Genomic DNA, 22,468 nt, shown 5'->3' on the forward strand with positions numbered 1-22,468 from the left:
CCGCGAACCACCGAGGCCAAAATGTTCTCCGTCATCCTCTACGGCCGCAACGACAGCCACGGCTACAACCTGCACAAGCGCGCGGCGATCAGCTTCAATGCGCTGGCCGAGGTGATGTCCGATCCCGACGACGAGATCCTGTTCGTCGACTACAACACGCCGGACGACCATCCGACCTTTCCCGAGGCGATCCACGACACGCTGACCGACAAGGCCAAGCAGGTGATGCGCGTCCTGCGCGTCCGGCCCGACCAGCATGTCCGTCACCGGCTCAAGACGCACCTGGTGGCGCTCGAGGCGCAGTCGCGCAACGTGGCGCTCCGGCGCTCCAACCCGCGCAACCGCTGGATCCTCTACACCAACACAGACATGCTGCTGGTGCCGCGCAATGAAAAGGAGTCGCTTAGCGACATCCTGGGCGCGATCCCCGACGGCTTCTACCAGGTGCCACGCTTCGAGATCCCCGAGATGCTGTGGGAGGCCGCGTTCGACCGGCGCGACCCGGTGGGCAACCTCGCCAAGCTGCGCGACTGGTCGGTGCGCTTCCATCTCAACCAGGTCGTCCACAACTACATGCCGATGAAGTACGACGCGCTGGGCGACTTCCAGGCGGCGCTGCGCGACGACATGTTCGCCATCCATGGCTTCGACGAGGACATGATCCTGGGCTGGCACTGCGATTCGAACCTGGCGGCGCGGCTGGCGCTCTATCGCGGCCGGGTCGACACGCTGGTCGACAAGCTGTTCGGCTATCATTGCGACCACACGCGCGTCGCCGCCGCCAACAACAAGGGGCGCGCCACGCGGATGAACGACCAGGACCGCTTCATCTGGAACGTCGCCACGCCCTACGTGCCCGCCCAGGCCGAGACCTGGGGCTGGCCCGACGTCGAGATCGAGGAGATCCGACTCGACCGCGAGACGCCCTACCAGCGCTACTCCGCCGGCCTCGACAAGGCGATCGAGCCCGCCACGATGCCGTTCGTCGAGACCAGCCTGGAATGGCAGCTGTTCGACGATCTGACCTACGACCTGCCGCACACCCTGCCGTTCGTCTGCGACCAGGTCGTGACGTTCCCGCGCTCGACCAACCTGATGCTGGTGGCGACGCGGCCGGATTTCGTCAGCAGCTTCGCCAAGGCCTGGAAGGGCATGGGCTTCACCGGGCCGCTCCTGATCCCGCAGGAGTGCGAGGGCCTGCCGCCGGACCTGCCGGGTGTCGAGCGCGCGCCGTTCGCCGAGCAGCTCGCGTCGGCCGAGCTCTTCATCTTCGAGTTCGGTCTCGCCACCCAGACGGCGACCGAGCCGGTGCGCGCCGGCCGCCAGATGGGGCCGATCGACAAAAAGCGGTTGAAGGTCGCCGAGCGCCTGTTCAAGCGCGCAGCCGCCACCGAGGCCGAGACGCGCCCGGAGGGAAGGCGCGTGCCGCGTCGCTTCATCGGCGTCAACGTGATCTACAACAAGTTCTGGCACACCTTCACGAACTACGTCGGCGCCAACATCAATCCCTTCTGCAGCCAGGTCCTGGCCGGTCTGCCGCGCGAGGACGAATCGCTCAAGGGAAAGGTATTGAAATTCCGGGGACGCCACGCCCTGTGAGCCGGGCACTGAGCCACCACAGGCCGGCGAGCTGAAGCGCGGGGAGCTCGATCGCTCCCGCTACCACCTTTTCGATGAACTCGGCGAGCGGCAGCTCGTAGGCGTCGATGACCTCGCCTTCGTCGAGCGCCTGACCGCCGACGGGCCGCGCGTTCAGCGCCAGGAACGAGTAGATGCGATTGGTCTGCAGAGCCGGATAGACCGGCGCCGAGCCGAGGAGGTGCCAGTCGTCGCTGGCATAGCCGGTCTCCTCGAGCAGTTCGCGTTGAATGGCCGCCAGCGGCTCTTCGCCGTCATCGACCGTGCCGGCGGGGAATTCGGTGCGCACGCTGGTGACCGAGTGCCGGTACTGGTCGACCAGCACGATGTTGAGATCGGCCGTGAGCGCGATCACGTCGACCCAGTCGGGATGTTCGATGACCGGGCAGGGCGGCAGCGCCTGCCCGTCCGGCGCCTGCAGCACGTCTTTGCGCAGGCGCAGCCACTGGTCGGCGACCGCGTAGCTCGATCGCAACACTCTCCATGGCCGCTTCCGATCGGGACCGGCCATGGCAGGGCAGTCTAGCGGCCGGAGCCGAGGTAGAGGACGTCGGCCACGTCGGCGAACTTGTCGGCCGGCAGCGTGCGCCACAGGTCGAGCACCGTGAGGCGCTGGCCGTTGCGCTTGCACCACGCCGGGTCGATCTCCTTGTACTCGGGCCAGCCGGTGGCGACGATCAGGAGATCGCACTCGCGCACCGCGCCCTCGAGCGAGGAGGCGCCGACGACCTTGTCGCCCAGCACGCCGATGGCTGCGTCCTGGGCCAGCGGATCGTGCACCGACACGATGTAGCCCGCGTCGGCGAGCTTGGCCGCCAGCTTGACGCTGTGGCTTTCCTCGACGACCGGCGTCTGCGGCTTGTAGGAGAGCCCGAGCAGGGCGATGCGCGTGCCGGCCTTGGAGAACTTGGCGACCAGGCTGCTCAGCCGCTCGATCTGGTGGTTGTTGATGCGGTCGGTCGCCTCGGCCACGTCGGCGCGGGCGCCGATCTTGCGGGCGAGGGCCGCGAAGGCGACGTTGTCGCGCGGGAAGCACGGGCCGCCGTAGCCCATGGCGCCCTTCAGATACTTCGCCCCGATGCGGGAGTCGGCGCCCAGCGCCTTGGTCACGACGTCGACGTCGGCGCCCGGCAGGCGGTCGCAGATGTCGGCCAGCATGTTGGCGTAGGAGATCTTCGTGGTGACGTAGGTGTTGACCGAGATCTTGGTAAGCTCGGCGCTGACGAAGTTCATGCGCTGCACCGGCGGCTTCTTCTCGCACATCTGCAGATAGATGGTCTGCAGCACGTCGCCGGCCTTGGTGTCGCTCTCGCCGATCAGGATCGAATCGGGGAACAGCATGTCGCGAACGACGCTGCCCAGCGCGATGAACTCCGGGTTGTAGCAGAGGCCGAGATCGGCCCCGACCTTGCGGCCGGACGCGGCCTCGAGCGCCGCCTTGATCTCTCCGCCGGTGCTGCCGGGCATCACCGTGCTGGTGATGTTCACCATGTGGTAACCCGTCTTGTTGCGCAGCGCCTTGCCGAGCGATTCCATCGCCTGCAGCACGAAACGGTTGGAGAAGAAGCCGGTGCTGTCCGACGGGGTCGGCACGATCACGAAGGTCGCGTCGCTCTTCTGGATGGCCTCGTTGGGATCCATCGTCGCCGAGAGCCGCTCTTTGTTGGCGGCGATCAGTTCGTTGAGCTGCGGCTCGACGATCGGCATCTTGCCGGCGTTCAGTGAGTCGACCAGTACCTTGCTGACGTCGTGGCCGATGACGGTGAAGCCGCGGCTGGCGAGCACCGCGGCGAGCGGCGCTCCGAGCTTGCCGAGGCCGACGACCGACACGCGAGGGAGAGTTGCTGAAGTCATTTCCATGTCCGTTTTGGGGGCGGGTACTGATACTGTCGGCAAGAGCGAGACGCCACCCCGAATTTGCAGCATTTCAGAGAGGATTCGCTGCTTGCGCTGCCCCGCCGCAGGGGCGAAAAATTGCCGTTCATAAACGAGGAACCGAATGAAAGTGGAATTTTCGGCCTTTCCGAAGGCCTTCTCGGGCAATGTCGCGGCCTTCGTAGCGGCGGACAAGCAACTCCTGGCAACTGCACAATCGATCAACAACGACGGCGGCGGGACCGTCGCGCGGGCGATCGACGCCAGCCGCTTCACCGGCGCCAAGGGCCAGTCGTTGACCGTGCTGGGCCAGGCCGGCGACATCACGCGCCTCACATTGCTCGGTGTCGGCAAGAACCGCGAGCTCGACGCCCGCGGCGCCGAGGCGCTGGGCGGGATCCTCGCAGCCGAGGCCAACGCGGCCGGCCAGAAGGCGGTGAGCGTCGCCGTCGATCCGGTCAAGGGCAGCAAGCTCACGCCCGGCCAGATCGCGGCCCGCATCGCGCTCGGCGCGCGGCTGCGCAACTACCGCTTCGACAAGTACAAGACCAAGGACAAGCCCGAGCAGAAGAATTCGCTAGAGCAGATCACCGTCTTCGTCGCCGGCCCGGCCGAGGCGCGCCGCGCCTACGAGCGGCTCGAGCCGACCATCGACGCGGTGTTCTTCGCCCGCGACCTGGTGAGCGAGCCCGCCAACGTCCTCTATCCGGCGGAGTTCGCCCGCCGCGCCCGCGAGCTCACCAAGCTCGGCGTCAAGGTTGAGATCCTGGGCGAGGCCGAGATGAAGAAGCTCGGCATGAACGTCCTGCTGGGTGTCGGCCAGGGCAGCCCGCGTGAATCACAGCTCCTGGTAATGCGCTGGATGAACGGACCGAAGTCGCAGGCGCCGGTCGCGCTTATCGGCAAGGGCGTGTGCTTCGACACTGGCGGCATCTCGTTGAAGCCCGCCGGCGGCATGGAAGACATGAAGTGGGACATGGGCGGCGCCGGCGCCGTCACCGGCGCCATGCGCCTGCTGGCCGGCCGCAAGGCGCGCGCCAACGTCGTCGGTGTCTGCGCATTGGTCGAGAACATGCCGGACGGCAACGCCCAGCGGCCGGGCGACGTGGTCAAGAGCATGTCGGGCCAGACCGTCGAGGTCATCAACACCGACGCCGAGGGCCGGCTGATCCTGTGCGACGCCATGTGGTACGCCCAGGAGAAGTTCAAGCCGCAGGCCATGGTCGAGCTGTCGACCCTGACCGGCGCCATCATCGTGGCGCTGGGCCACGAGCGCGCCGGCCTGTTCAGCAACAACACGCAGCTCTCCAACCGGCTGCGCGCCGCCGGCGCCGGCATCGGCGAGAAGCTGTGGCGCCTGCCGCTCGGGTCGAAGTACGACAAGATGATCGATTCCGAGATCGCCGACATGCGCAACGTCACCAACAGCCGTGACGCCAGCTCGATCACGGCGGCGCAGTTCCTGCAGCGCTTCGTGCAGGAGGGCGTCGCCTGGGCGCATCTCGACATCGCCGGCATGGCCTGGTCGAGCAAGGGCGACAGCACGACGCCCAAGGGCGCCACCGCCTACGGCGTGCGCCTGCTCGATACCTGGATCGCCGACAACTACGAGAAGTGATCGGCAAAGGAGTGGCGTGATGGCGACCGAGGTCAACTTCTATCACCTGACCCGTTCGTCGCTTGAAGACGCACTGCCCCGCCTGCTGGCCAAGACCCTGCAGGCGGGCGAGCGGGCGCTGGTGATGGTGGGCTCGCCCGAGCGCGTCGATGCGCTGAACACGCATCTGTGGACCTGCGATCCTAACGGCTTCCTGCCGCATGGCGCCGCCAAGGACGGCGAGGCCGACCGCCAGCCGATCTGGCTGACGCACCTCGACGAGAATCCCAACGGCGCGAAATTCCTGTTCATGGCCGACCGCGCGCGCTCGGAGAAGGTCGGCGACTACAAGCGCTGCTTCGAGCTGTTCGACGGTCGCGACGACACCGCCGTCACGGAGTCGCGCGAGCGCTGGAAGGCGTACAAGGCAGCGGGCCACACGGTGGTCTACTGGCAACAGACGCCGAGCGGCGGCTGGGAGAAGAAGGCTTAATGGGAGCGCGGGCCTCCGGCCCGCTCATGAATGCGGGCCGGAGGCCCGCGCTCCCTTAATGACGCTTCTCGCGCGGGAACCAGTAGCCGCGCCAGGCTGACTTCAGGCGCTCCCAGGTCGGCACAGGTCCCTCGGGGCGGTAAAAGCCGGGCTGGTCCGCCTCGAAGGTCGCCATGTACTCGCGATAGGACAGCGGCCGGCTGCGCTGGGGCTGCGTCTGGGCCGCCAGCAGGTCGAGGCCGGCATCGATGTCGAACTGGGAAGCGAACTCGGCGCGGCGTGCAAGCAACAGCTCGGCAGCGGCGTCAGGCACCTGCCACGCGGCAAAGATCGCCGCGAGCTTGGCGAGCTTCTCGATTCCGAGCGCGGGGCCGGTCGTCGCGACCACGTCGCGCGCGTAGTACGCCTCGCCCTGGAACGGCCGGCCCGATACCGTCTCCGCCGGCGTCGGCCAGATGTAGCGAGCCGGGAGCGCGCGGACCGAGAAGTTGCGCACGTCGAGGCGGAACAGATCGAAGCCGTGCGCGCGCATGAAGCGGTCGGTGTTGTGGAAGCTGTGCTCTTCGCTATCTCCCGCACCGACGAAGTTGACCTCGAGCTGCACCGCGACCACCTGCAGCGCATCGAAGCGGCCGGCGAAGGACTGCAGGATGTCGAAGTCCGCGCCGTCGACGTCGAGCTTGATGTAGTCGAGATCGCTCCAGCCACGCTCGGCCAGCAGGTCGGGCAGCACAACGGGCTTCTTCGGATCGGCAAGCCCCGTCATCTCCCAGGCATTGTGGCGCAGCTGCTCCTCGGTCGAGGCCTGCTTCAGCCGCGCGTCGCGGATTTCGCGCGTGCGCATGAAGCTCATGCGATCGCGCATCTTCATGATCAGCGGCGCCGCCGGCCCGGCCGAGATGTCGATCGGCTTGTCGGCCGATCGCGCCGCGAAGGCCGCGATGTACGCCACGTCGGGATTGCGCTCCAGTTCCGCCAGACGCTTGCATTCGGTGACGCTGGCATCGATGCCCAGCGCCTGCAACCTGGGCTCGAAGGCCCGCCACAGGGGATCGAGGCCGCCCGAGCAGCCGATGTCGAGCAGCCTGAACTTCTCGGTCTTGAGACTTTCGGCGATGAGCGCCGGAAACGACGATGCCATTCCGGCAGATTACACGGTCGCCACGGGTGTTGCAGGTGAACCGACCGCGCCCGGCAGCCGCAGCGGCGGCGCCGTCAGCAGGAAGCGCGACTGCTTCTTGTCGCGCAGCCACAGTGCCAGATCCTTCAGCCACCAGATCTCGCCGAGATTGAGTCCGAGCTTGAACAGGCAGTGATTGTGGATGGGCAGCGACGGATGCTCCGCGTTGTCCGGCCCGGGCAGGGCGGGGACGGCCTCGACGCCGTAGTTGTCGGCGATCAGGGCCGAGATCTGGCTGTCGGTGATCCACTGCAGCAGCCGCTTGTCGCGGCCGTCGAGCACCGCGCACATCGCATGGGCGCGCGCCGGATCGACCTTCTTGTCCATCTTGACGATCTCGTCGGTGAAGCCGGTGTAGAGCAGCAGCATGTCGCCCGGCTCGACCACGACCTTGTCGGCCTCCAGCACTTTGCGGAAGTCGTCGTAGTTCACGTACTTGTGGTCGCGGCCGAAGTGCTTTTCGAGGTCGACCATGACGGCGCGGCCCTGGATCGCCTTGGCCGCCATGTTCTCGACGCCGAGCTTGTGGGCGTAGCTCAAATGTCCGCAGCCGTCGCGGCCGGCGTCGGGCTGCGGGCCGATCACGTCGATACCCGCCTTGAAGCCGTTGTAGTAGAGCGGTTCGGGCACGCCGTCGCCATCGGCGTCGAAGAAGCCGCCGACATGGGCGAGCGTGTCCCACTGCGTTGAGTATTGCAGCGTCAGGATCACGCGATCGTCGCTCGCCACGTCGACGAACAACGGGTTGATGGTCTTGGTGTGGAAGTTGAAGCGCCAGCCATTCTCGTCACCGGTCGGCGACAGCACCGGCGGCAGGCGGCGCGGGTTCAGCACGTTGCCGCCCGGCAGATCGAGCGGCAGGCTGAGGCAGAACGAGCGGCCCTCCTTCACCTCGGCGATACCTTGGAGCACCTTTGCAGGCGTGATGAGGTTCAGACGGCCGAGCTGATCGTCGTCACCCCAATCGCCCCAGGTCGAGCCTTCGGGGCGGTGCTTCCAGCGCTTCATCGATGAATCTCCCTTCAATGCGCGGGGAGACTAACCTGCAGTGCAGCATCGCGCACGCATGGCTCCTAGGCACAATTCCGCAATCGAAACCGTCGGGGATCGATTATCATCCGCCGCCATGTCCGCTGCTGCAGTACCCGCGTCCCGAGACGTTCGTGTCATCAGTCTGATCGGCGCCGCCCACGGCGCCAGCCACTTTTATCAGCTCGCCTTCGCGACGATGCTGCTGATCGTGCGCCAGGAAGCGGGCTTGAGCTTCACCGAGGTCGGCCTGCTGACCGGCATCTTCTACGGCGTGTCGGGGATCACCCAGACCATGGCAGGGTTTGCCGTCGACCGCTTCGGCGCGCGACCGATCCTGGCCGGCGGCCTGTTCGTCATCGGCATCGCTCTGGCGCTGATATCGGTCGCGCATTCCTTCGTGGGCTTCGCCGCCATCGCCGTGATCGCGGGCGCCGGCAACTCGGTATTCCATCCGGCCGACTTCGCACTCCTCAACGCCTCGGTGAATCCGGGCCGGCTCGGCCGCGCCTACAGCATCCATGGCGTCGGCGGCTCGCTCGGCTGGGCGGCGGCGCCGGTGATGTTCTTCCTCGACAGCATGTTCGGCTGGGTCGGCGCGGCGATGATAGGCGCCATCCCCGGCGTGCTCCTGTCGGTGCTGGTGCTCACCCATCGTGAGCAGCTCGTCGACCATCGCATCAAGGATCGGGCGGCGACCCACCACCACCAGGCAGGCAAGCCCATGATCGCGCTGTTCATGCAGCCGGCGATCCTGCTCTGCCTCGTCTATTTCGCCCTGATCGCCGCCAACACGGTCGGCATCCAGCAGTTTGCGGTGCCGGCCTGGGTCAGCATGTTCGGCGTCAGCGAGAACTATGCCGCGCTTTGCCTGATCGTGTTCATCGTCGGCTCGGCCAGTGGTGTGCTGGTGGGCGGCTTCTTTGCCGACCGCGTCCGCCGCCATGACCGCGTCGCCACGCTCGGCCTGCTGGTGGCGGGCGCTCTCACCCTGCCGATCGCCATGCAGGCGGTGACGCCGGAGCTGCTGCTGCCGCTGCTGGCGCTCGCCGGTGCGGCGGGCGGCGCCACCGGCCCGTCGCGCGACATGATCGTGCGCAGCGCGACGCCGCCCGGCGCCTCGGGCAAGGTGTTCGGCTTCGTCTATTCCGGCCTGGATGTCGGCTCGTTCCTGGCGCCGCCCGGCTTTGGCCTGCTGATGACGGCGGGTCATGCCGCCGCGATCTTCTGGATCGCCGTGGCGCTCTACGTCATCAATGCCGGCCTCGTGATGGCCATCCGGCAGAACACCGTGCCCACGGTCGTGACCCGGCCTGCCGCGGCGGAGTAGCGCTGGGCGCTACGCCGCTTCGTAGGCTTCCTGCGCCACCAGCCACTCGTGCTCGGCGTGGGCGATCTCGCGCTCCAGCCGCACCTTCTCGCGCTGTAGATCGGCAACGTTGATCCCGGGATCGCTGTAGGTCTCGGGCGCTGCAAGCTTCGCCTCGATGTCGCTGCGCTGCTTGTTGAGCTTGGCGATGCCCTTCTCCAGGTTCTCCAGCGTCTTCTTGAGCGGCGCGCGCTTGGCCCGCGAATCGGCGGACTGCTTGCGCTGCTCCTTCTTGGCCGCAGGCTCGAAGGCAGGCGGGGGTGCTGCCGCGGGCGCCTCACGCTCGCGCTTGCCTGCCTTGCCGCTCTTGCCGCCATTGCGTTCGCGCAACAGCTTGGCCTGATAGTCGTCGATATCGCCGTCGAACGGCGTCACCTTGCCGTCGGCCACCACCCAGAGCTGGTCGGCGACCAGCTTCACCAGGTGCGTGTCGTGGCTCACCAGCACGACGGCGCCGTCGAAGTCGTTGATGGCGTCGACCAGCGAGGCGCGCGCATCCATGTCGAGATGGTTGGTCGGCTCGTCGAGCAGGAGTAGGTGAGGGGCGTTGCGCGTGGCGAGCGACAGCAGCAGGCGCGTCTTCTCGCCGCCCGACAGCAGGCCGACCTTGAGATCGGCGCGGTCGCGACTGAAGCCGAAGCGGCCGAGCTGGGCGCGCACCTTGGTCTCGCCCGCCGTTGGCCCGAGCGCGCTCGACATGTGGTTGAACGGCGTGGCCTCGTAGTCGAGGCTCTCTTCCTGATCCTGCGAGAAGTAGCCGACGCGCAGCTTCGACGATCGCCTGATCCGGCCTTCGCGCGGCTTCAGGCGATCCGACAGGACCCGGATGAAGGTCGACTTGCCGTTGCCGTTCTGGCCGAGCAGCGCGATCCGGTCGTCCATGTCGAGGCGCAGGTCGAGCTTGCGCAGCACCGGCGGGCCGTCGCCATAGCCGACCGTGACCTCGTCGATCGTCTCGATCGGCGAGGGCAGGTGATCGGGTGCCGGGAAGTTGAAGGCGATCCGCTCGTCGACCGGCACCGTGGCGACCGGCCCCAGCTTCTCGATCATCTTGATGCGCGACTGGGCCTGGCGCGCCTTGCTGGCCTTGGCCTTGAAGCGGTCGACGAAGGCCTGCATGTGCTTGCGCTGGGCGGCCACCTTGGCCTGCTGAGCGGCGTCGTGCTCGAGCCGCTCGGCACGCGTGCGTTCGAAACGGTCGTAGTTGCCGTTGTAGGTGACGAGCTTCTGCTGGTCGATGTGCACGATGTGGTCGCACACGTCGTTCAGCAGGTCGCGATCGTGGCTCACCATCAGCAGGGTGTGGCGGAAGCGCCGCAGATGCTCGGTCAGCCACAGCATCGCCTCGAGGTCGAGATGGTTCGACGGCTCGTCGAGGATCAGCAGGTCGGGATTGCTGAACAGCGTGCCGGCCAGCGCCACGCGCATCCGCCAGCCGCCGGAGAATTCGCCGCAGGGCCGCGCCTGGGCCGCATTGTCGAAACCGAGGCCGTTCAGGATCGAGGCCGCCCGTGACGGGGCCGAGGCGGCGCCGATCTCTTCGAGCCGGGCATGGATCTCGGCCAGCCTGTGGCCGTCGTGGCAGGTCGCGTCCTCGGCCAGCAGTGCGGTGCGCTCGACATCGGCGGCCAGCACGGCGTCCAGCACCGTGATGTCGCCACCAGGAGGGTCCTGCGGCACCGAGCCGATGCGCATGCGGCCAGTCATGTTGATGTTGCCGCCGTCGGCCTCGATCATACCCTGGATCAGGCGCAGCAGCGTCGATTTGCCCGCGCCGTTGCGGCCGACCAGGCCGACCTTCCAGCCGTCGGAAATGGCCGCCGAGGCGCGGTCGAACAGGACGCGCTCGCCGTGGCGAAAGGAGAGGTCGTTGACGTGCAGCATGGGGCCGCGGCGTTTAGCACGCGGAAAGGCCCGGTCCAACCGGCTTGCCGCTGCGGAACCCCGCGTTTATAAGGCGCGCCCACGCGCTGAAAGCACACGCTGAAGAGGGATTTATGGCCGTCGAACGCACTTTCTCGATCATCAAGCCGGACGCGACCCGCCGGAACCTGACCGGCAAGATCAACGCCCGGTTCGAGGAGAAGGGCCTGCGCATCGTGGCCCAGCGCCGCATCTGGATGAGCCAGCAGCAGGCCGAGACCTTCTACGGCGTCCACAAAGAGCGGCCGTTCTTCAAGGACCTTTGCAAGTTCATGACGTCCGGCCCGGTCGTCGTGCAGGTGCTGGAAGGCGAGGGCGCCGTCGCCAAGAACCGCGAGATCATGGGCGCCACCAACCCGGCCAATGCCGCCGCCGGCACGATCCGCAAGGACTTCGCCGAATCGATCGAGGCCAACTCCGTGCACGGCTCGGACTCGCCCGAGAACGCCGCCATCGAGATCGCTTTCTTCTTCGCCGGTTGCGAGATCGTCGGCTAAGCGACGAAACCGTCTGCAAACAAAAAGCGGCCCAGGTGGGCCGCTTTCTTTTTGTCGTCTGGCCGGAGCGTCAGCTCATGACGGCGAAGGCCACCAGCAGCGCTAAGGTGCCGCCGATACCGAGCAGCAGGGCGAAGATATGTGCGTTGCCGACCAGGCCCAGCGCCATGCACGACAGCAGCAGCACGACGAACAGGATCGTGAACAGCACGAGCTTGTTGAACGAAGTGTAGGTGCTGAGATGGGCGGGGTAGTTGTCCTGCTGGTCGGCCATAGTCTGATCGTTCCTCGTTTCGGTGCGGTTCTTATAGCGAACTAGGGGGCGGGCGAGAAGAGGAGGGTGGCGCCCTGCGGCACCCCGGCGACCGCCACCCGGGAGCCCGCGACCGACAGGCGGCCCTCTGCGAACCAGCGCACCACCATCGGGTACAGGCGGTGTTCCTGGCGCAGGATCCGCGCAGCAAGCGTGTCGGCGGTGTCCTCCGGCAGGACCGGCACCGCGGCCTGGGCAATGATCGGGCCGGCATCGAGGTCGGCCGTGACAAAATGTACCGTGCAGCCGCTGATGCGGGACCCGGCATCGATCGCCTGCTGCTGAACGCGCAGGCCCGGAAACGACGGCAGCAGCGAGGGATGGATGTTGACGATGCGGTTCTTCCAGTGCGTGGGAAACCACGGGCTCTGGATGCGCATGAAGCCCGCCAGGGCCACCAGGCCGACGCCGTGCTTCTCCAGTTCCGCCGACACGACGCGGTCGAAGCTCTCGCGGTCGGGAAACTCCCTGTGCGGGACCACCGCGGTCGGCACGCCGGCCTCCTGCGCGGTCTTGAGCCCGGCCGCGCTCGCCACGTTGCTCACGACGACGGCGATCTCGGCCGGATAGTCCGGCGTCCGGGCAGCCTCGATGAGTGCTGCCATGTTGCTGCCGCGGCCCGAGATCAGGATGCCGACCTTCAGCTTCGCCATAGGCTCTCGGCGTGATCGACCACGCAGTCGGCTTCGCTTTGCGGTGCGGCCTCGATGCTGCCCACCGTTGTCACGCTCTCGCCGGCTTCGCTGAGCGCCGCGGCGACCTTGGCGGCATCGCCGGCCGCGGTGACGACGATCATGCCGAGCCCGCAGTTGAAAGTGCGCAGCATGTCGTCGGTCGGCACCCGGCCCGTCTCGCGCAGCCAGCGGAAGACCGCGGGCACCTGCCATTGCCGCGCATCGAGCCGCGCGCGCATTCCATCCGGCAGGCAGCGCGGCACGTTGCCGGGCAGCCCACCGCCGGTGATGTGGGCCAGTCCCTTGATGGCGCCGGTGCTGCGGATCGTCGCCAGCAACGACTTGACGTAGATGCGCGTCGGCTCGAGCAGGACCTGGCCAAGCGATCCCTTCGCGAACGGCGCTGGGGCGGCATAACCCAGGCCACTGCGCGCCACGATACTGCGGACCAGCGAATAGCCGTTGGAATGGGCGCCGTTCGAAGCGAGCCCCAGCACCACGTCGCCCGGCGCGATGTCGGGGCGCGGCAGCAACTCGTCGCGCTCGGCCGCGCCGACCGTGAATCCCGCGAGATCGTAGTCGCCCGCGGCATACATGCCGGGCATCTCAGCAGTCTCGCCGCCGACCAGCGCACATCCGGCCTGGCGACAGCCTTCGGCGATGCCGGCGACGACACGGCGGCCGGCTTCGACGTCGAGCTTGCCGCTGGCGTAGTAGTCGAGGAAGAACAGCGGCTCGGCGCCCTGCACGACGATGTCGTTGACGCACATCGCCACCAGGTCGATGCCGACGGTGTCGGGAATGCCCGCCTCGATCGCGACCTTGAGCTTGGTGCCGACGCCGTCGGTGCCTGAGACCAGGATCGGATCCTTGAAACCGGCAGCCTTGAGATCGAACAGACCACCGAATCCGCCCAGCCCACCGATGACGCCCGATCGGTTGGTGCTGCGCGCCAACGGCTTGATGTGCTCGACCAGCGCGTCGCCTGCGTCGATGTCGACGCCGGCGTCCTTGTAGGTCAGGGGTGGGCTGTTGTGGCCTTGTTTGCTCAAGCCGGGCTCATTCGCTAGACAGGTGGCCGCGAACATAGCCAAAAACCGGACCCCCGCAATGCCGCCAGTCCGCTGGTTTTCCACGATCCTTCTCGCCCTGCTGACGGCTTTTTCCTTGTCCGGCGGCGCATTCGCCCAAGGCAGCAACACCTACACGGTGACCGGCGTCGACGTCGACGTGACCGCGCCCGACGCCGTGCAGGCGCGCCAGCAGGGCATCGCCGAGGCGCGGCGCAAGGCGGCCAAGATGCTGGTCGACCGCGTCGTGGCGCCGGAAGACCGCGCCCGCGTGACGATTCCCGGCGACGCCAGCCTCGAAGGCATGGTGCGCGGCATCGAGTTCGTGCGCGAGCGTTCCGCGCCCGGCCGCTACATCGCCACGCTCAACGTCGTGTTCCAGCCCGATCCGGTGAAAGCTTGGCTCAGCCAGGCCGGCGTCAAGGTCGCTGAGACGGTGTCGCGTCCGGCGCTGGTCATTCCGCTGTGGAAGGGCCAGGCGGGCGTCGAGCCGCTCAACGATAGCAACGCCTGGCGCGAGGCCTGGCGGACGCTCGACACCTCCAGCAGCGCCGTGCCGGTGACGGTGCTGCGCGGCGACCAACTCGACCAGAACGCCGTGACGGCCGAGGAGCTGTATGTTGGCGATGTCTCGGCTCTCGCCCGCCTCAACGAGCGCTATCGCGCGCCGACCATCGTCGTGGCGATCGTCGAGGGCAGCAAGGATGGTGGACCTCTGACCGTCGGCGGCCTGCGCTACGACGCGCAGACCGGTGCGCGCAGCGAGATCCCGCGGACGACGGTCCCCGATTCGACGCAGCTTGCCACCGCCGCTCAGCAGATCCATCAGAAGCTCGACGAGCAATGGCGTAGCGTCGCCACGGTGCGCCGCGATTCGCAGGACACACTCGACGTCTATGTGCCGATCCGGGCACTCGGCGACTGGGTGCAGGTGCGCCAGCGGCTGGGCAGTGTGCCGGCGGTGAAGGGCGTGGTCGTGCGTCAGCTCGAATCCGATCGCGCCGAGCTCCGCCTGGAATATTTCGGTACCACCGATGAGCTGCAGCGCACGCTGGCCTCGGCCGGCCTGGTGCTCGACAAGGATGCCGACAAGTGGCGATTGCAGGTCCGCTGATCTCGGCTGGGCGGGCTGAAGGATGACCGTGATCAGCCCGTCGGCGCGCTGGCGCTTCTGGGTGGCGATGGCCGCCGTCTTCCTGCTGCTGCTGTGGCTACTGAACGATATTCTGCTGCCCTTCGTGGTCGGCGTCGTCGTTGCTTATTTTCTCGATCCGGTCGTCGTGCGCCTGCAGCGGCTCGGCATGTCGCGCACCTGGGCGACGACCTCCGTCACGGTTCTGGCGGTGCTCATCGCCGTCGGCGTGGCGATGGCCATCCTGCCGCCGCTGTTCAGCCAGCTTCAGTCGCTGATCCTGAGCTTCCCCGACTACACGGTGAAGCTGGCGGCGCGGATAACGCCGCTGATCGACCCGATCCGGGAGCGGCTCAACCTGCCTCCGCTCAGCCTCCACGAACTGCAGGCCGAGCTGACCCAGCGCGCCGGCCAGGTGCTGTCGGTCGCCGGGGCCGTTGCCGGCAAGCTGGCGCAGGGCGGCCTCGCCTTCTTCAACCTGCTGGCGCTGCTGTTCCTGACGCCGGTCGTGACCTTCTACCTGCTGCGTGACTGGGAGAGGCTTGTCGATGCAATCGACGGCGCCTTGCCGCGCGACAATGCCGACACGATCCGCAAGCTCGCCCACGAATCCAACGCCGCTATCGCCGGCTATGTGCGTGGGCAGGCCCTGGTCTGCATCTCGCTCGGCAGCATCTATGCCATCGGCCTGTCGCTGGTCGGCCTGAAGTTCGGCCTGGTGATTGGCCTGATCGCCGGCGCCATCTCGTTCATCCCCTTTGTCGGCACCTTCGTCGGCGCGGTGATGGCGTTGGGCATGGCGCTTGTGCAGTTCCCGCCGGACTGGATAGGCGTCGTGAAGGTCGCTGTCGTCTTCCTGGTCGGCCAGATGTTGGAGGGCAACGTGCTCTCGCCCAAGCTGGTCGGCGACAGGGTGGGGCTGCATCCGGTGTGGATCATGTTCGCCCTGCTGGCAGGCGGTGCGCTGTTCGGCTTCGTCGGCGTGCTGATCGCCGTCCCGGTGGCGGCCGTGGTCGGCGTGCTGGTGCGTCACCTGATCAGCCGCTACCGCGACAGTCAGTACTATCGCGGCGCCGATGCCGGTTGAGCGATGGCCCGCCAGCTCACTTTCGACCTCGCCCTGCCGCCACCGACCTATGCCCGCGAGGACTTCGTGGTGGCCGACGGTAATCGCGAGGCGCTGGCCTGGATCGATCGCTGGCCCGACTGGCCGGCGCCGGCGCTGGCGCTGGGCGGCCCGCCGGGCTGCGGCAAGACCCACTTGGCCCGCATCTGGGCGGAGCGCGCCGGCGCACTGGTGATCGAGGGCAGGGACCTCGACGGCAAGAGCGTCGCCGATCTGTCGGAACTGATCGCGGCATCGCCCACGATCGCGATCGACGATGCCCAGGATGCGCCTGAGCGCGCGCTGTTCCATCTCTATAATCTCGCGCGCGAGCACCGCGGCTATCTGCTGGTGGTCGCCCAGGCTCTGCCAGCGCACTGGCAGATCTCCCTGCCGGATCTCGCCTCGCGGCTGCGCGCGGCGCCTGCCGTCGCCGTGGCGGCGCCGGACGACGAGCTGCTGGGCTCGATCATCCTGAAGCAGCTCGCTGATCGGCAATTGCACGCGGCGCCTGGCGTCGTGCACTATCTCGTGTCGCACATGGAGCGTTCCGCCGAAGCGGCGCGCCGCGTGGTCGCGGCTCTCGACCGGCGCGCGCTGGCCGAGCGCCGCGAGATCGACCGCAGGCTGGCGGCCGACGTGCTGGCTGAGCTGTCGGCGTCGCCCTGAGCGGCGCGAGGGAGGGGACAAGAATGAGAAGCATGTTGCTGGCCGCGTTGCTCGGCATGCTGGCGTCGAGCGCCTCGGCGCAGCAGGGTACGGTGATGGGCACCTGGCTCACGGCATCGGGCAAGGCGCAGGTCCGCATCGCGGCGTGCGCCGACGCCAAGATTGGGCCGATCTGCGGCACGATCGTCGCCCTGATCGAACCGCGCGGGCCGGACGGCACTGTCGTCTCGCCGGAGGTGGCGACCGACTGGCGCAACACCGATTCGGCGCTGCGCGGCCGCAAGGTGCTGGGCATGCCGCTGATCTGGGGCTTCAAGAAGACCTCGGATCCCAACACCTTCGAGGAAGGCCAGATCTACAACGGCGAGAACGGCAAGATCTACAACGCCAACATCAGCCTGCAGCCGGACGGCAAGCTGCGCCTGCGCGGCTATGTCGGGGCGCCGATGTTCGGCGAAACGCAACTTTGGACTCGCGTGAATTAAAGGAGCGAAGCGATGGACATGGGCATCAAAGGCCGCAAGGCGATCGTCTGCGCGGCAAGCAAGGGATTGGGCAAGGGCTGCGCCATGGCATTGGCGGAAGAAGGCGTCGATCTGGTAATCAACGCGCGCACCAAGGCCGAGCTCGAGGCGACAGCGGAGGAGATCCGCAAGAAGACCGGCGTGAAGGTGACGCCGATCGCCGTCGACGTCACGACCGATGCCGGCCGCAAGCAGGTGCTCGCGGCCTGTCCGGAGCCTGACATCATCATCAACAATGCCGGCGGCCCGCCGCCCGGTGACTTCCGCGACTGGGATCGCGATGCCTGGATCAAGGCGATCGACGCCAACATGCTAACGCCCATCGAGTTCATCAAGGCGTCGGTCGACGGCATGATGAAGAGGGGCTTCGGTCGCATCGTGAACATCACGTCGAGCTCAGTGAAGGCGCCGATCGACATCCTTGGCCTCAGCAACGGCGCGCGATCGGGCCTCACCGGCTTCGTCGCCGGCGTGGCGCGAGTCACGGTACGCCATGGCGTCACCATCAACGGGCTGCTGCCGGGACCGTTCGCCACCGACCGCCTGCGCGGCACCTATCGGGCACGCGCCGCCAAGAGCGGCAAGAGCTACGAGGAGGAGTACAACGCGGGCGCCAAGATGAACCCGGCCGGCCGCTTCGGTACGCCGGAGGAGTTCGGCGCCGCCTGCGCCTTCCTGTGCAGCGTGCACGCGAGCTACATTACCGGCCAGAACCTGCTGATGGACGGCGGGCAGTATCCGGGGACGTACTAGTCTTACGTCTTCCGGACCGCGCGCGTCCCCGCGCGCCTCATGATCATGAGCGCGCGGTCCGGAAGAGCTTGATCATGAGCCGGTCAGAGGCCGGCGGTCCGGAAGACTAGGTGACTGCCAAGTCGCGCGGGCGGACGAACTCCAGGAGCTTCGCCGAGCCCGGCTTGAGCTCGCGCCACGAGCCGTCCGGCGCGCGCAGGACGGCCAGGGCGCCGGTCGGGTATTTCGCTCGCAGCGCGGCCAGCGCGTCGGATGGGCCATCGCCGGCCAGGTCGGCCGCAAGCTGGCCGATCCCGTCATTGTGACCGATCAGCAGCACCGTCGGCACGTTGTCGGCCACGGCCTGCAGGCGGCCCAGCAGGGCGTCCTCTGAGGCGAGGTATAGGCCGTTCTCCAGCGAAATCGGGGGCGCGGGGCCTTCCAGCCGCTTCAGGAGCGGCGCCAGCGTCTGGCGCGTCCGCATGGCCGTGGAGCACAGGATCAGGTCGGGGCGGGGGCCCTGGCGGGCGATATGGTCGGCCATGGCCTTGGCCGACCGCTCGCCACGCCCGTTCAGGGGGCGGTCATGGTCCTCCAGCCGGGGGTCGCTCCAGGCCGATTTCGCGTGCCGCAAGAGAAGCAGGGTCTTCATGGGCTGATCTGGCAAAAATCCTTGTGGAACAAGAGCTTATTGAATTGCCATGACACCGTCATGTCGAGGGTTTACCGTTTCCCATATGGACGCCCTCAATACGACCGCCAGCGAAGTCGCCCCGGGCCTCGAGATTACACCCGACAGCCCGCGCCGCTTCATCAATCGTGAACTGTCGTGGCTCGCCTTCAACATGCGGGTGTTGGAGGAGGCCAGCAACCAGCGCCAGCCCCTGCTGGAGCGCGTGCGCTTCCTGTCGATCTCGGCCGACAACCTCGACGAGTTCTACATGGTCCGGGTGGCCGGCCTGGTCGACATGCTGCAGACCCGTTCGTCGCTGCTCAGCGACGACGGCATGAGTGCGGCCGAGCAGCTCGTCGCCATCCGCGAGCGCGCCTCGACCCTGATGGCCCGCCAGCAGGAGGTATGGGCCAATCTGCAGGACGAGCTGCGCGAGGCCGGCATCGCCGTTCTCGACCCGTCCGAGCTCACTGACGGGGAGCGCACCTGGCTGGACCAGTATTTCATCGACCAGGTCTTTCCGATCCTGACGCCGCTTGCCATCGATCCGGCGCATCCCTTTCCCTTCATCCCCAACGGCGGCTTCTCGACCATCCTGAAGCTGCAGCGCAGGGACGACCGCCGGCCGCTGATGGCGCTGCTGCCGCTGCCGCCGCAGGTCGACCGCTTCGTGCGCCTGCCCGGCTCGTCGATCCGCTTCCTGTCGCTGGAAGACCTTGTCGACATCTACCTGCCGCGCCTGTTCCCGGGATACGAGGTGATCGAGCGCGCCGTCTTCCGACTGATCCGCGACAGCGACGTCGAGATCAACGAGGAAGCCGAGGATCTGGTGCTGCTCTACGAGAGCGCCCTGAAGCGCCGCCGCCGCGGCGATTTGATCTCGATCTCGGTCAACTCGGCCATGCCGGCCGAATTGCGCGACTTCCTGTTCGACCAGCTCGAGATCCCGGCCCAGACTCCGACCGTCCACGTCTTCCATCTCGATCGTATGCTCAACATCGGTGACGTGAAGGCGGTGATCATCGACGACCGGCCGGACCTCACGTTCGAGCCCTACGCCGTGCGCTTTCCCGAGCGCATCCGCGACTTCGGCGGCGATTGCTTCGCCGCCATCCGTGCCAAGGACATCGTCGTCCATCATCCGTACGAGAGCTTCGACGTCGTCGTGCAGTTCCTGCGCCAGGCGGCGCGCGATCCGGCCGTTGTGGCGATCAAGCAAACGCTCTACCGCACCAGCCACGATTCGCCGATCGTCAAGGAGCTGATCTCGGCGGCCGAGGCCGGCAAGACGGTGACGGCGCTGGTCGAGCTCAAGGCGCGCTTCGACGAGGAGGCCAACATCCGCTGGGCGCGCGATCTCGAGCGCGCCGGCGTTCAGGTCGTCTACGGCTTCATCGACCTCAAGACCCACGCCAAGGTCTCGATGGTGGTGCGGCGCGAGGCGCAGGCCACGCGCACCTACGTGCATTTCGGCACAGGCAACTATCACCCGATCACCGCGCGCATCTACACCGACCTGTCGTTCTTCACCTGCGATCCTGCGATGTGCCGCGACGCGGCGCGCCTGTTCAACTACATGACGGGCTACGCCCGGCCCGAGCGGATGGAGAAGATCTCCTTTGCGCCGGTGACGCTCAGGCCCGACCTCTACAGCCTGATCGATGCCGAGATCGACAATGCCAAGACTGGCCGTCACGCCGCGATCTGGGCCAAGCTCAACTCGCTGGTCGACGGCAAGCTGATCGACCGGCTCTATGCCGCGTCGCAGGCCGGCGTTCAGATCGATCTCGTTGTGCGCGGCATCTGCTGCCTCAGGCCCGGCGTGCCTGGCCTGAGCGAGCATATCCGCGTCAAGAGCATGATCGGCCGCTTCCTCGAGCATGCTCGCATCGTCTGCTTCGGCAACGGCAAGCCCTTGCCGTCGCCCGATGCCAAAGTCTTCATCTCCTCGGCCGACTGGATGCCGCGCAACCTCGACCGTCGCGTCGAACTGCTCTGCCCGGTCGAGAATCCGACGGTGCACGAGCAGGTGCTCGACCAGATCATGGTCGCCAACCTCAAGGACGACGGCCAGAGCTGGATCATGGCGGCCGACGGCACCTACAGCCGACCGCCGGTCGCCAAGGAACCTTTCATCGCGCATCACTATTTCATGACCAACCCGTCGCTCTCGGGCCGAGGCAGTGCCCTGAAACTGAGCGGCGCCGTGCCGCGGCTGGTCCTGAGTTCCTGAATCTGCACGACGTGATCTTTATCGGGCTCCGCTCCCCCGATAGGGGGAGAGGTTGGGTGAGGGGGCTACGCACGTCGATTCCCCCTCACCTAGCCTCTCCCCCTAGCGGGGGAGAGGAACTTGATGTGCGTCCTTTAGCGGCGTCGGGTCGCGGTCGAATCGCCCATGCAATTCCATGCGGTTTCGGTTAGACGGACGCGCATGGACGGTGAGGCAACCGCGGGTCCGGGCCCCGACAGTACCCTAGGCAAGGGCCGCGTCGGCATCATCGACGTCGGCTCGAACTCGATCCGTCTCGTTGTCTACGAGCGCGCGAGCCGTGCGCCGCTGCCGGTGTTCAACGAGAAAGTGCTGTGCGGCTTGGCGAGGGGGTTGGACGCCACCGGCCGGCTCAATCCCGAAGGCGTCGAGATGGCACTGGCCAACATCGACCGCTTCACCACGCTCGCCCACAACATGAAGGTGACGTCGCTCGACCTGCTGGCGACGGCGGCGGTGCGCGATGCCGCCGACGGTGCGGACTTCATGCGCGAGTTGGCGAGCCGGCCCGGCATCAAGCCGCATATCGTGAGCGGCCAGGACGAGGCGCGCTTCTCGGGCTACGGCGTGATCTGCGGCATGCCCGACGCCTCGGGCGTGATGGGCGACCTGGGCGGCGGCAGCCTTGAGCTGGTGGCCGTGGGGCAGGGCCGGTTGGGCGCCTCCAGCACCCTGCCGGTGGGTCCGCTCAGGCTGATGTCGTCGGGCAGAGGCGATCCCAAGAAGATCGTCGTCGACGCCATCGAGAACGTGCGCTGGCTGCGCGAGGAGACCGGCAAGACTTTCTACGCCGTGGGCGGCGCCTGGCGTTCCTTCGCGCGCCTGCACATGGAACAGGCGGGTTATCCGCTGCACATCATCCATCACTACGACATCCCGGCCGAGGAAGCGCGCGCGGTGGCACGCCTGATCGCCGTGCAAAGTGCCAAGTCGCTGGAGAAGATGCCGGGCGTGTCGCGCCGGCGCACCGATACCCTGCCGCTCGCCTGCCTGGCGCTCGACCGGCTGCTGGCGGCGCTCAAGCCGCGCAACGTGGTGTTCTCCGCCTTCGGCCTGCGCGAGGGGTTCTATTATTCGCGGCTGAGCGAAGCGGAGCGGGCGCGCCATCCCCTGATCGCCTTCGCCGAGGAGCAGGGCGCCGACTGGCGGCGCTTCGATTTGGCGCCGGCGGAGATCTTCGACTGGCTGACCCCGGTGTTCGCCGGCGAAAGCGAGGCCGAGCGCGTCCTACGCACGGCGGCCTGTCATCTCAGCGATATCTCGTGGAACGACCATCCCGACTATCGCGCCGAGCAGGCCTATATTCGCGTCCTGCACCTGCCGGCGCCGGGCATGAGCCATCGCGAGCGCGCCGTCCTCGCGATGACGCTGGCCTACCGCTACAAGAGCGATCCCAAGGCGGCGATGCTCGACACCGCGCTGCACCTGACCGACGGCAGGAGCCGCGCCTATGCCCGCCGTCTCGGCGCCTGCCTCAGGCTCGCCTACAACCTGAGCGGCGGCGCGCCTGGGCTGCTGCCGCAGGTCCAGCTGCGCCGCACCGAGCGCCAACTGCGCCTGCTCGTGCCGCCCGCCGCCAAGGGCAGCCTGGGCGACGTGACCGCGCGGCGCCTGGAGAGCGCGGCGGAAGCGTTCGACCTGGAACCGGTGATCGTCACGTCATAGCGGGAGCGCGGGCCTCTGGCCCGCTCATGATCATGATG

The 22,468-nt window shown here is 67.3% G+C and carries 21 protein-coding genes; 12 read left to right on the forward strand and 9 right to left on the reverse strand.

The features are described from left to right. The first annotated feature begins 21 nt into the window (after window positions 1-21). Window positions 22-1,599, forward strand: a complete 1,578-nt coding sequence (locus RSO01_RS05985; protein WP_147147176.1) for a hypothetical protein — start codon at window positions 22-24, stop codon at window positions 1,597-1,599. Here RSO01_RS05985 and RSO01_RS05990 read toward each other — a convergent pair. Together RSO01_RS05990 and RSO01_RS05995 are read right to left on the reverse strand one after the other, a co-directional pair. Further along, window positions 1,556-2,149 carry an NUDIX hydrolase gene (locus RSO01_RS05990; RefSeq protein ID WP_147147178.1) on the reverse strand — a complete coding sequence of 198 codons (594 nt, stop codon included), beginning with the start codon at window positions 2,147-2,149 and terminating at the stop codon, window positions 1,556-1,558. The two genes, RSO01_RS05985 and RSO01_RS05990, sit on opposite strands and share 44 nt — an antisense overlap. Window positions 2,150-2,160: 11 nt before the next feature. After that, the gene (locus tag RSO01_RS05995) at window positions 2,161-3,492 is read right to left on the reverse strand and encodes a UDP-glucose dehydrogenase family protein (protein WP_147147180.1); all 1,332 of its coding nucleotides are present in this window, start codon (window positions 3,490-3,492) and stop codon (window positions 2,161-2,163) included. Window positions 3,493-3,637: 145 nt separating this feature from the next. On the opposite strand from RSO01_RS05995, the gene RSO01_RS06000 reads away from it, so the two are divergent. Both RSO01_RS06000 and RSO01_RS06005 read left to right on the forward strand, forming a co-directional pair. Then, on the forward strand, window positions 3,638-5,131 hold the full coding sequence (locus RSO01_RS06000; protein ID WP_147147181.1) for a leucyl aminopeptidase: 1,494 nt from the start codon (window positions 3,638-3,640) through the stop codon (window positions 5,129-5,131). Between the two features lie 19 nt (window positions 5,132-5,150). Next, window positions 5,151-5,603 (forward strand): DNA polymerase III subunit chi, encoded by a 453-nt coding sequence (locus RSO01_RS06005; RefSeq protein WP_147147183.1) that lies wholly within the window; start codon window positions 5,151-5,153, stop codon window positions 5,601-5,603. Window positions 5,604-5,658: 55 nt separating this feature from the next. On the opposite strand, the gene RSO01_RS06010 is transcribed toward RSO01_RS06005, so the two are convergent. Continuing rightward, window positions 5,659-6,744 carry an FkbM family methyltransferase gene (locus tag RSO01_RS06010; RefSeq protein WP_147147185.1) on the reverse strand — a complete coding sequence of 362 codons (1,086 nt, stop codon included), beginning with the start codon at window positions 6,742-6,744 and terminating at the stop codon, window positions 5,659-5,661. 9 nt (window positions 6,745-6,753) lie between these two features. Next, the gene (locus tag RSO01_RS06015; RefSeq protein WP_147147187.1) at window positions 6,754-7,791 is read right to left on the reverse strand and encodes a cyclase family protein; all 1,038 of its coding nucleotides are present in this window, start codon (window positions 7,789-7,791) and stop codon (window positions 6,754-6,756) included. Window positions 7,792-7,909: 118 nt separating this feature from the next. Between RSO01_RS06015 and RSO01_RS06020 the strand changes: the two genes are divergently transcribed. Next, the gene (locus tag RSO01_RS06020; RefSeq protein ID WP_170302868.1) at window positions 7,910-9,142 is read left to right on the forward strand and encodes an MFS transporter; all 1,233 of its coding nucleotides are present in this window, start codon (window positions 7,910-7,912) and stop codon (window positions 9,140-9,142) included. 9 nt (window positions 9,143-9,151) lie between these two features. Here the strand turns inward: RSO01_RS06020 and RSO01_RS06025 are convergent, their stop codons facing one another. Next, the gene (locus RSO01_RS06025; RefSeq protein ID WP_147147191.1) at window positions 9,152-11,065 is read right to left on the reverse strand and encodes an ABC-F family ATP-binding cassette domain-containing protein; all 1,914 of its coding nucleotides are present in this window, start codon (window positions 11,063-11,065) and stop codon (window positions 9,152-9,154) included. 113 nt (window positions 11,066-11,178) lie between these two features. Here RSO01_RS06025 and ndk point away from each other — a divergent pair, with 113 nt between their 5' ends. Continuing rightward, the gene (gene ndk, locus RSO01_RS06030) at window positions 11,179-11,601 is read left to right on the forward strand and encodes a nucleoside-diphosphate kinase (RefSeq protein WP_147147193.1); all 423 of its coding nucleotides are present in this window, start codon (window positions 11,179-11,181) and stop codon (window positions 11,599-11,601) included. Between the two features lie 70 nt (window positions 11,602-11,671). Here the strand turns inward: ndk and RSO01_RS06035 are convergent, their stop codons facing one another. The 3 genes from RSO01_RS06035 to purM are packed head-to-tail and all read right to left on the reverse strand — an operon-like array spanning window position 11,672 to window position 13,640. Next, window positions 11,672-11,875: an aa3-type cytochrome c oxidase subunit IV gene (locus RSO01_RS06035; RefSeq protein ID WP_147147195.1), complete on the reverse strand. Its 204-nt coding sequence runs from the start codon at window positions 11,873-11,875 to the stop codon at window positions 11,672-11,674. A gap of 41 nt (window positions 11,876-11,916) precedes the next feature. Beyond that, a complete protein-coding gene (purN, locus tag RSO01_RS06040; RefSeq protein WP_147147196.1) occupies window positions 11,917-12,567 on the reverse strand; it encodes a phosphoribosylglycinamide formyltransferase in 651 nt (216 codons plus the stop codon). Next, window positions 12,555-13,640: a phosphoribosylformylglycinamidine cyclo-ligase gene (gene purM, locus RSO01_RS06045; protein WP_174825918.1), complete on the reverse strand. Its 1,086-nt coding sequence runs from the start codon at window positions 13,638-13,640 to the stop codon at window positions 12,555-12,557. The genes purN and purM overlap by 13 nt, the downstream gene beginning before the upstream one ends. A 58-nt stretch (window positions 13,641-13,698) precedes the next feature. Between purM and RSO01_RS06050 the strand changes: the two genes are divergently transcribed. Genes RSO01_RS06050 through RSO01_RS06070 form a run of 5 tightly spaced genes read left to right on the forward strand, consistent with a single transcriptional unit; the run spans window position 13,699 to window position 17,841 of the window. Beyond that, window positions 13,699-14,772, forward strand: coding sequence for a DUF2066 domain-containing protein (locus RSO01_RS06050; protein WP_147147200.1), 1,074 nt, complete (start codon window positions 13,699-13,701; stop codon window positions 14,770-14,772). A gap of 22 nt (window positions 14,773-14,794) precedes the next feature. Beyond that, on the forward strand, window positions 14,795-15,877 hold the full coding sequence (locus tag RSO01_RS06055) for an AI-2E family transporter (protein ID WP_147147202.1): 1,083 nt from the start codon (window positions 14,795-14,797) through the stop codon (window positions 15,875-15,877). 3 nt (window positions 15,878-15,880) lie between these two features. Continuing rightward, window positions 15,881-16,564 (forward strand): P-loop NTPase family protein, encoded by a 684-nt coding sequence (locus RSO01_RS06060; RefSeq protein WP_147147204.1) that lies wholly within the window; start codon window positions 15,881-15,883, stop codon window positions 16,562-16,564. 23 nt (window positions 16,565-16,587) lie between these two features. Then, the gene (locus RSO01_RS06065) at window positions 16,588-17,049 is read left to right on the forward strand and encodes a DUF2147 domain-containing protein (protein WP_147147206.1); all 462 of its coding nucleotides are present in this window, start codon (window positions 16,588-16,590) and stop codon (window positions 17,047-17,049) included. Window positions 17,050-17,061: 12 nt separating this feature from the next. Then, a complete protein-coding gene (locus tag RSO01_RS06070; protein ID WP_147147208.1) occupies window positions 17,062-17,841 on the forward strand; it encodes an SDR family oxidoreductase in 780 nt (259 codons plus the stop codon). Window positions 17,842-17,947: 106 nt separating this feature from the next. Here RSO01_RS06070 and RSO01_RS06075 read toward each other — a convergent pair whose 3' ends face one another. Further along, window positions 17,948-18,472, reverse strand: coding sequence for a SixA phosphatase family protein (locus RSO01_RS06075; RefSeq protein ID WP_147147210.1), 525 nt, complete (start codon window positions 18,470-18,472; stop codon window positions 17,948-17,950). An 85-nt stretch (window positions 18,473-18,557) separates the two neighbouring features. Between RSO01_RS06075 and RSO01_RS06080 the strand changes: the two genes are divergently transcribed. After that, window positions 18,558-20,726 carry an RNA degradosome polyphosphate kinase gene (locus tag RSO01_RS06080; protein WP_147147212.1) on the forward strand — a complete coding sequence of 723 codons (2,169 nt, stop codon included), beginning with the start codon at window positions 18,558-18,560 and terminating at the stop codon, window positions 20,724-20,726. A 201-nt stretch (window positions 20,727-20,927) separates the two neighbouring features. Then, on the forward strand, window positions 20,928-22,430 hold the full coding sequence (locus RSO01_RS06085) for a Ppx/GppA phosphatase family protein (protein WP_170302869.1): 1,503 nt from the start codon (window positions 20,928-20,930) through the stop codon (window positions 22,428-22,430). Window positions 22,431-22,468 lie beyond the last annotated feature (38 nt).

Origin of the sequence: Reyranella soli, from assembly GCF_007992495.1 — a bacterium.
GTDB lineage: Bacteria > Pseudomonadota > Alphaproteobacteria > Reyranellales > Reyranellaceae > Reyranella > Reyranella soli.

Bases quoted from the DNA above. Each gene is read 5' to 3' on its own strand.
- ndk (WP_147147193.1), top strand. From the start codon at position 11,179: ATGGCCGTCGAACGCACTTTCTCGATCATCAAGCCGGACGCGACCCGC.
- RSO01_RS06055 (WP_147147202.1), top strand. From the start codon at position 14,795: ATGACCGTGATCAGCCCGTCGGCGCGCTGGCGCTTCTGGGTGGCGATG.
- RSO01_RS05995 (WP_147147180.1), bottom strand. From the start codon at position 3,492: ATGACTTCAGCAACTCTCCCTCGCGTGTCGGTCGTCGGCCTCGGCAAG.
- RSO01_RS06035 (WP_147147195.1), bottom strand. From the start codon at position 11,875: ATGGCCGACCAGCAGGACAACTACCCCGCCCATCTCAGCACCTACACT.
- RSO01_RS06070 (WP_147147208.1), top strand. From the start codon at position 17,062: ATGGACATGGGCATCAAAGGCCGCAAGGCGATCGTCTGCGCGGCAAGC.
- RSO01_RS06075 (WP_147147210.1), bottom strand. From the start codon at position 18,472: ATGAAGACCCTGCTTCTCTTGCGGCACGCGAAATCGGCCTGGAGCGAC.
- RSO01_RS05990 (WP_147147178.1), bottom strand. From the start codon at position 2,149: ATGGCCGGTCCCGATCGGAAGCGGCCATGGAGAGTGTTGCGATCGAGC.
- RSO01_RS06060 (WP_147147204.1), top strand. From the start codon at position 15,881: ATGGCCCGCCAGCTCACTTTCGACCTCGCCCTGCCGCCACCGACCTAT.
- RSO01_RS06010 (WP_147147185.1), bottom strand. From the start codon at position 6,744: ATGGCATCGTCGTTTCCGGCGCTCATCGCCGAAAGTCTCAAGACCGAG.
- RSO01_RS06065 (WP_147147206.1), top strand. From the start codon at position 16,588: ATGAGAAGCATGTTGCTGGCCGCGTTGCTCGGCATGCTGGCGTCGAGC.
- RSO01_RS06005 (WP_147147183.1), top strand. From the start codon at position 5,151: ATGGCGACCGAGGTCAACTTCTATCACCTGACCCGTTCGTCGCTTGAA.
- RSO01_RS06050 (WP_147147200.1), top strand. From the start codon at position 13,699: ATGCCGCCAGTCCGCTGGTTTTCCACGATCCTTCTCGCCCTGCTGACG.
- RSO01_RS06015 (WP_147147187.1), bottom strand. From the start codon at position 7,791: ATGAAGCGCTGGAAGCACCGCCCCGAAGGCTCGACCTGGGGCGATTGG.
- RSO01_RS06025 (WP_147147191.1), bottom strand. From the start codon at position 11,065: ATGCTGCACGTCAACGACCTCTCCTTTCGCCACGGCGAGCGCGTCCTG.
- RSO01_RS06085 (WP_170302869.1), top strand. From the start codon at position 20,928: ATGGACGGTGAGGCAACCGCGGGTCCGGGCCCCGACAGTACCCTAGGC.
- RSO01_RS06080 (WP_147147212.1), top strand. From the start codon at position 18,558: ATGGACGCCCTCAATACGACCGCCAGCGAAGTCGCCCCGGGCCTCGAG.
- RSO01_RS06020 (WP_170302868.1), top strand. From the start codon at position 7,910: ATGTCCGCTGCTGCAGTACCCGCGTCCCGAGACGTTCGTGTCATCAGT.
- RSO01_RS06000 (WP_147147181.1), top strand. From the start codon at position 3,638: ATGAAAGTGGAATTTTCGGCCTTTCCGAAGGCCTTCTCGGGCAATGTC.
- RSO01_RS05985 (WP_147147176.1), top strand. From the start codon at position 22: ATGTTCTCCGTCATCCTCTACGGCCGCAACGACAGCCACGGCTACAAC.
- purN (WP_147147196.1), bottom strand. From the start codon at position 12,567: ATGGCGAAGCTGAAGGTCGGCATCCTGATCTCGGGCCGCGGCAGCAAC.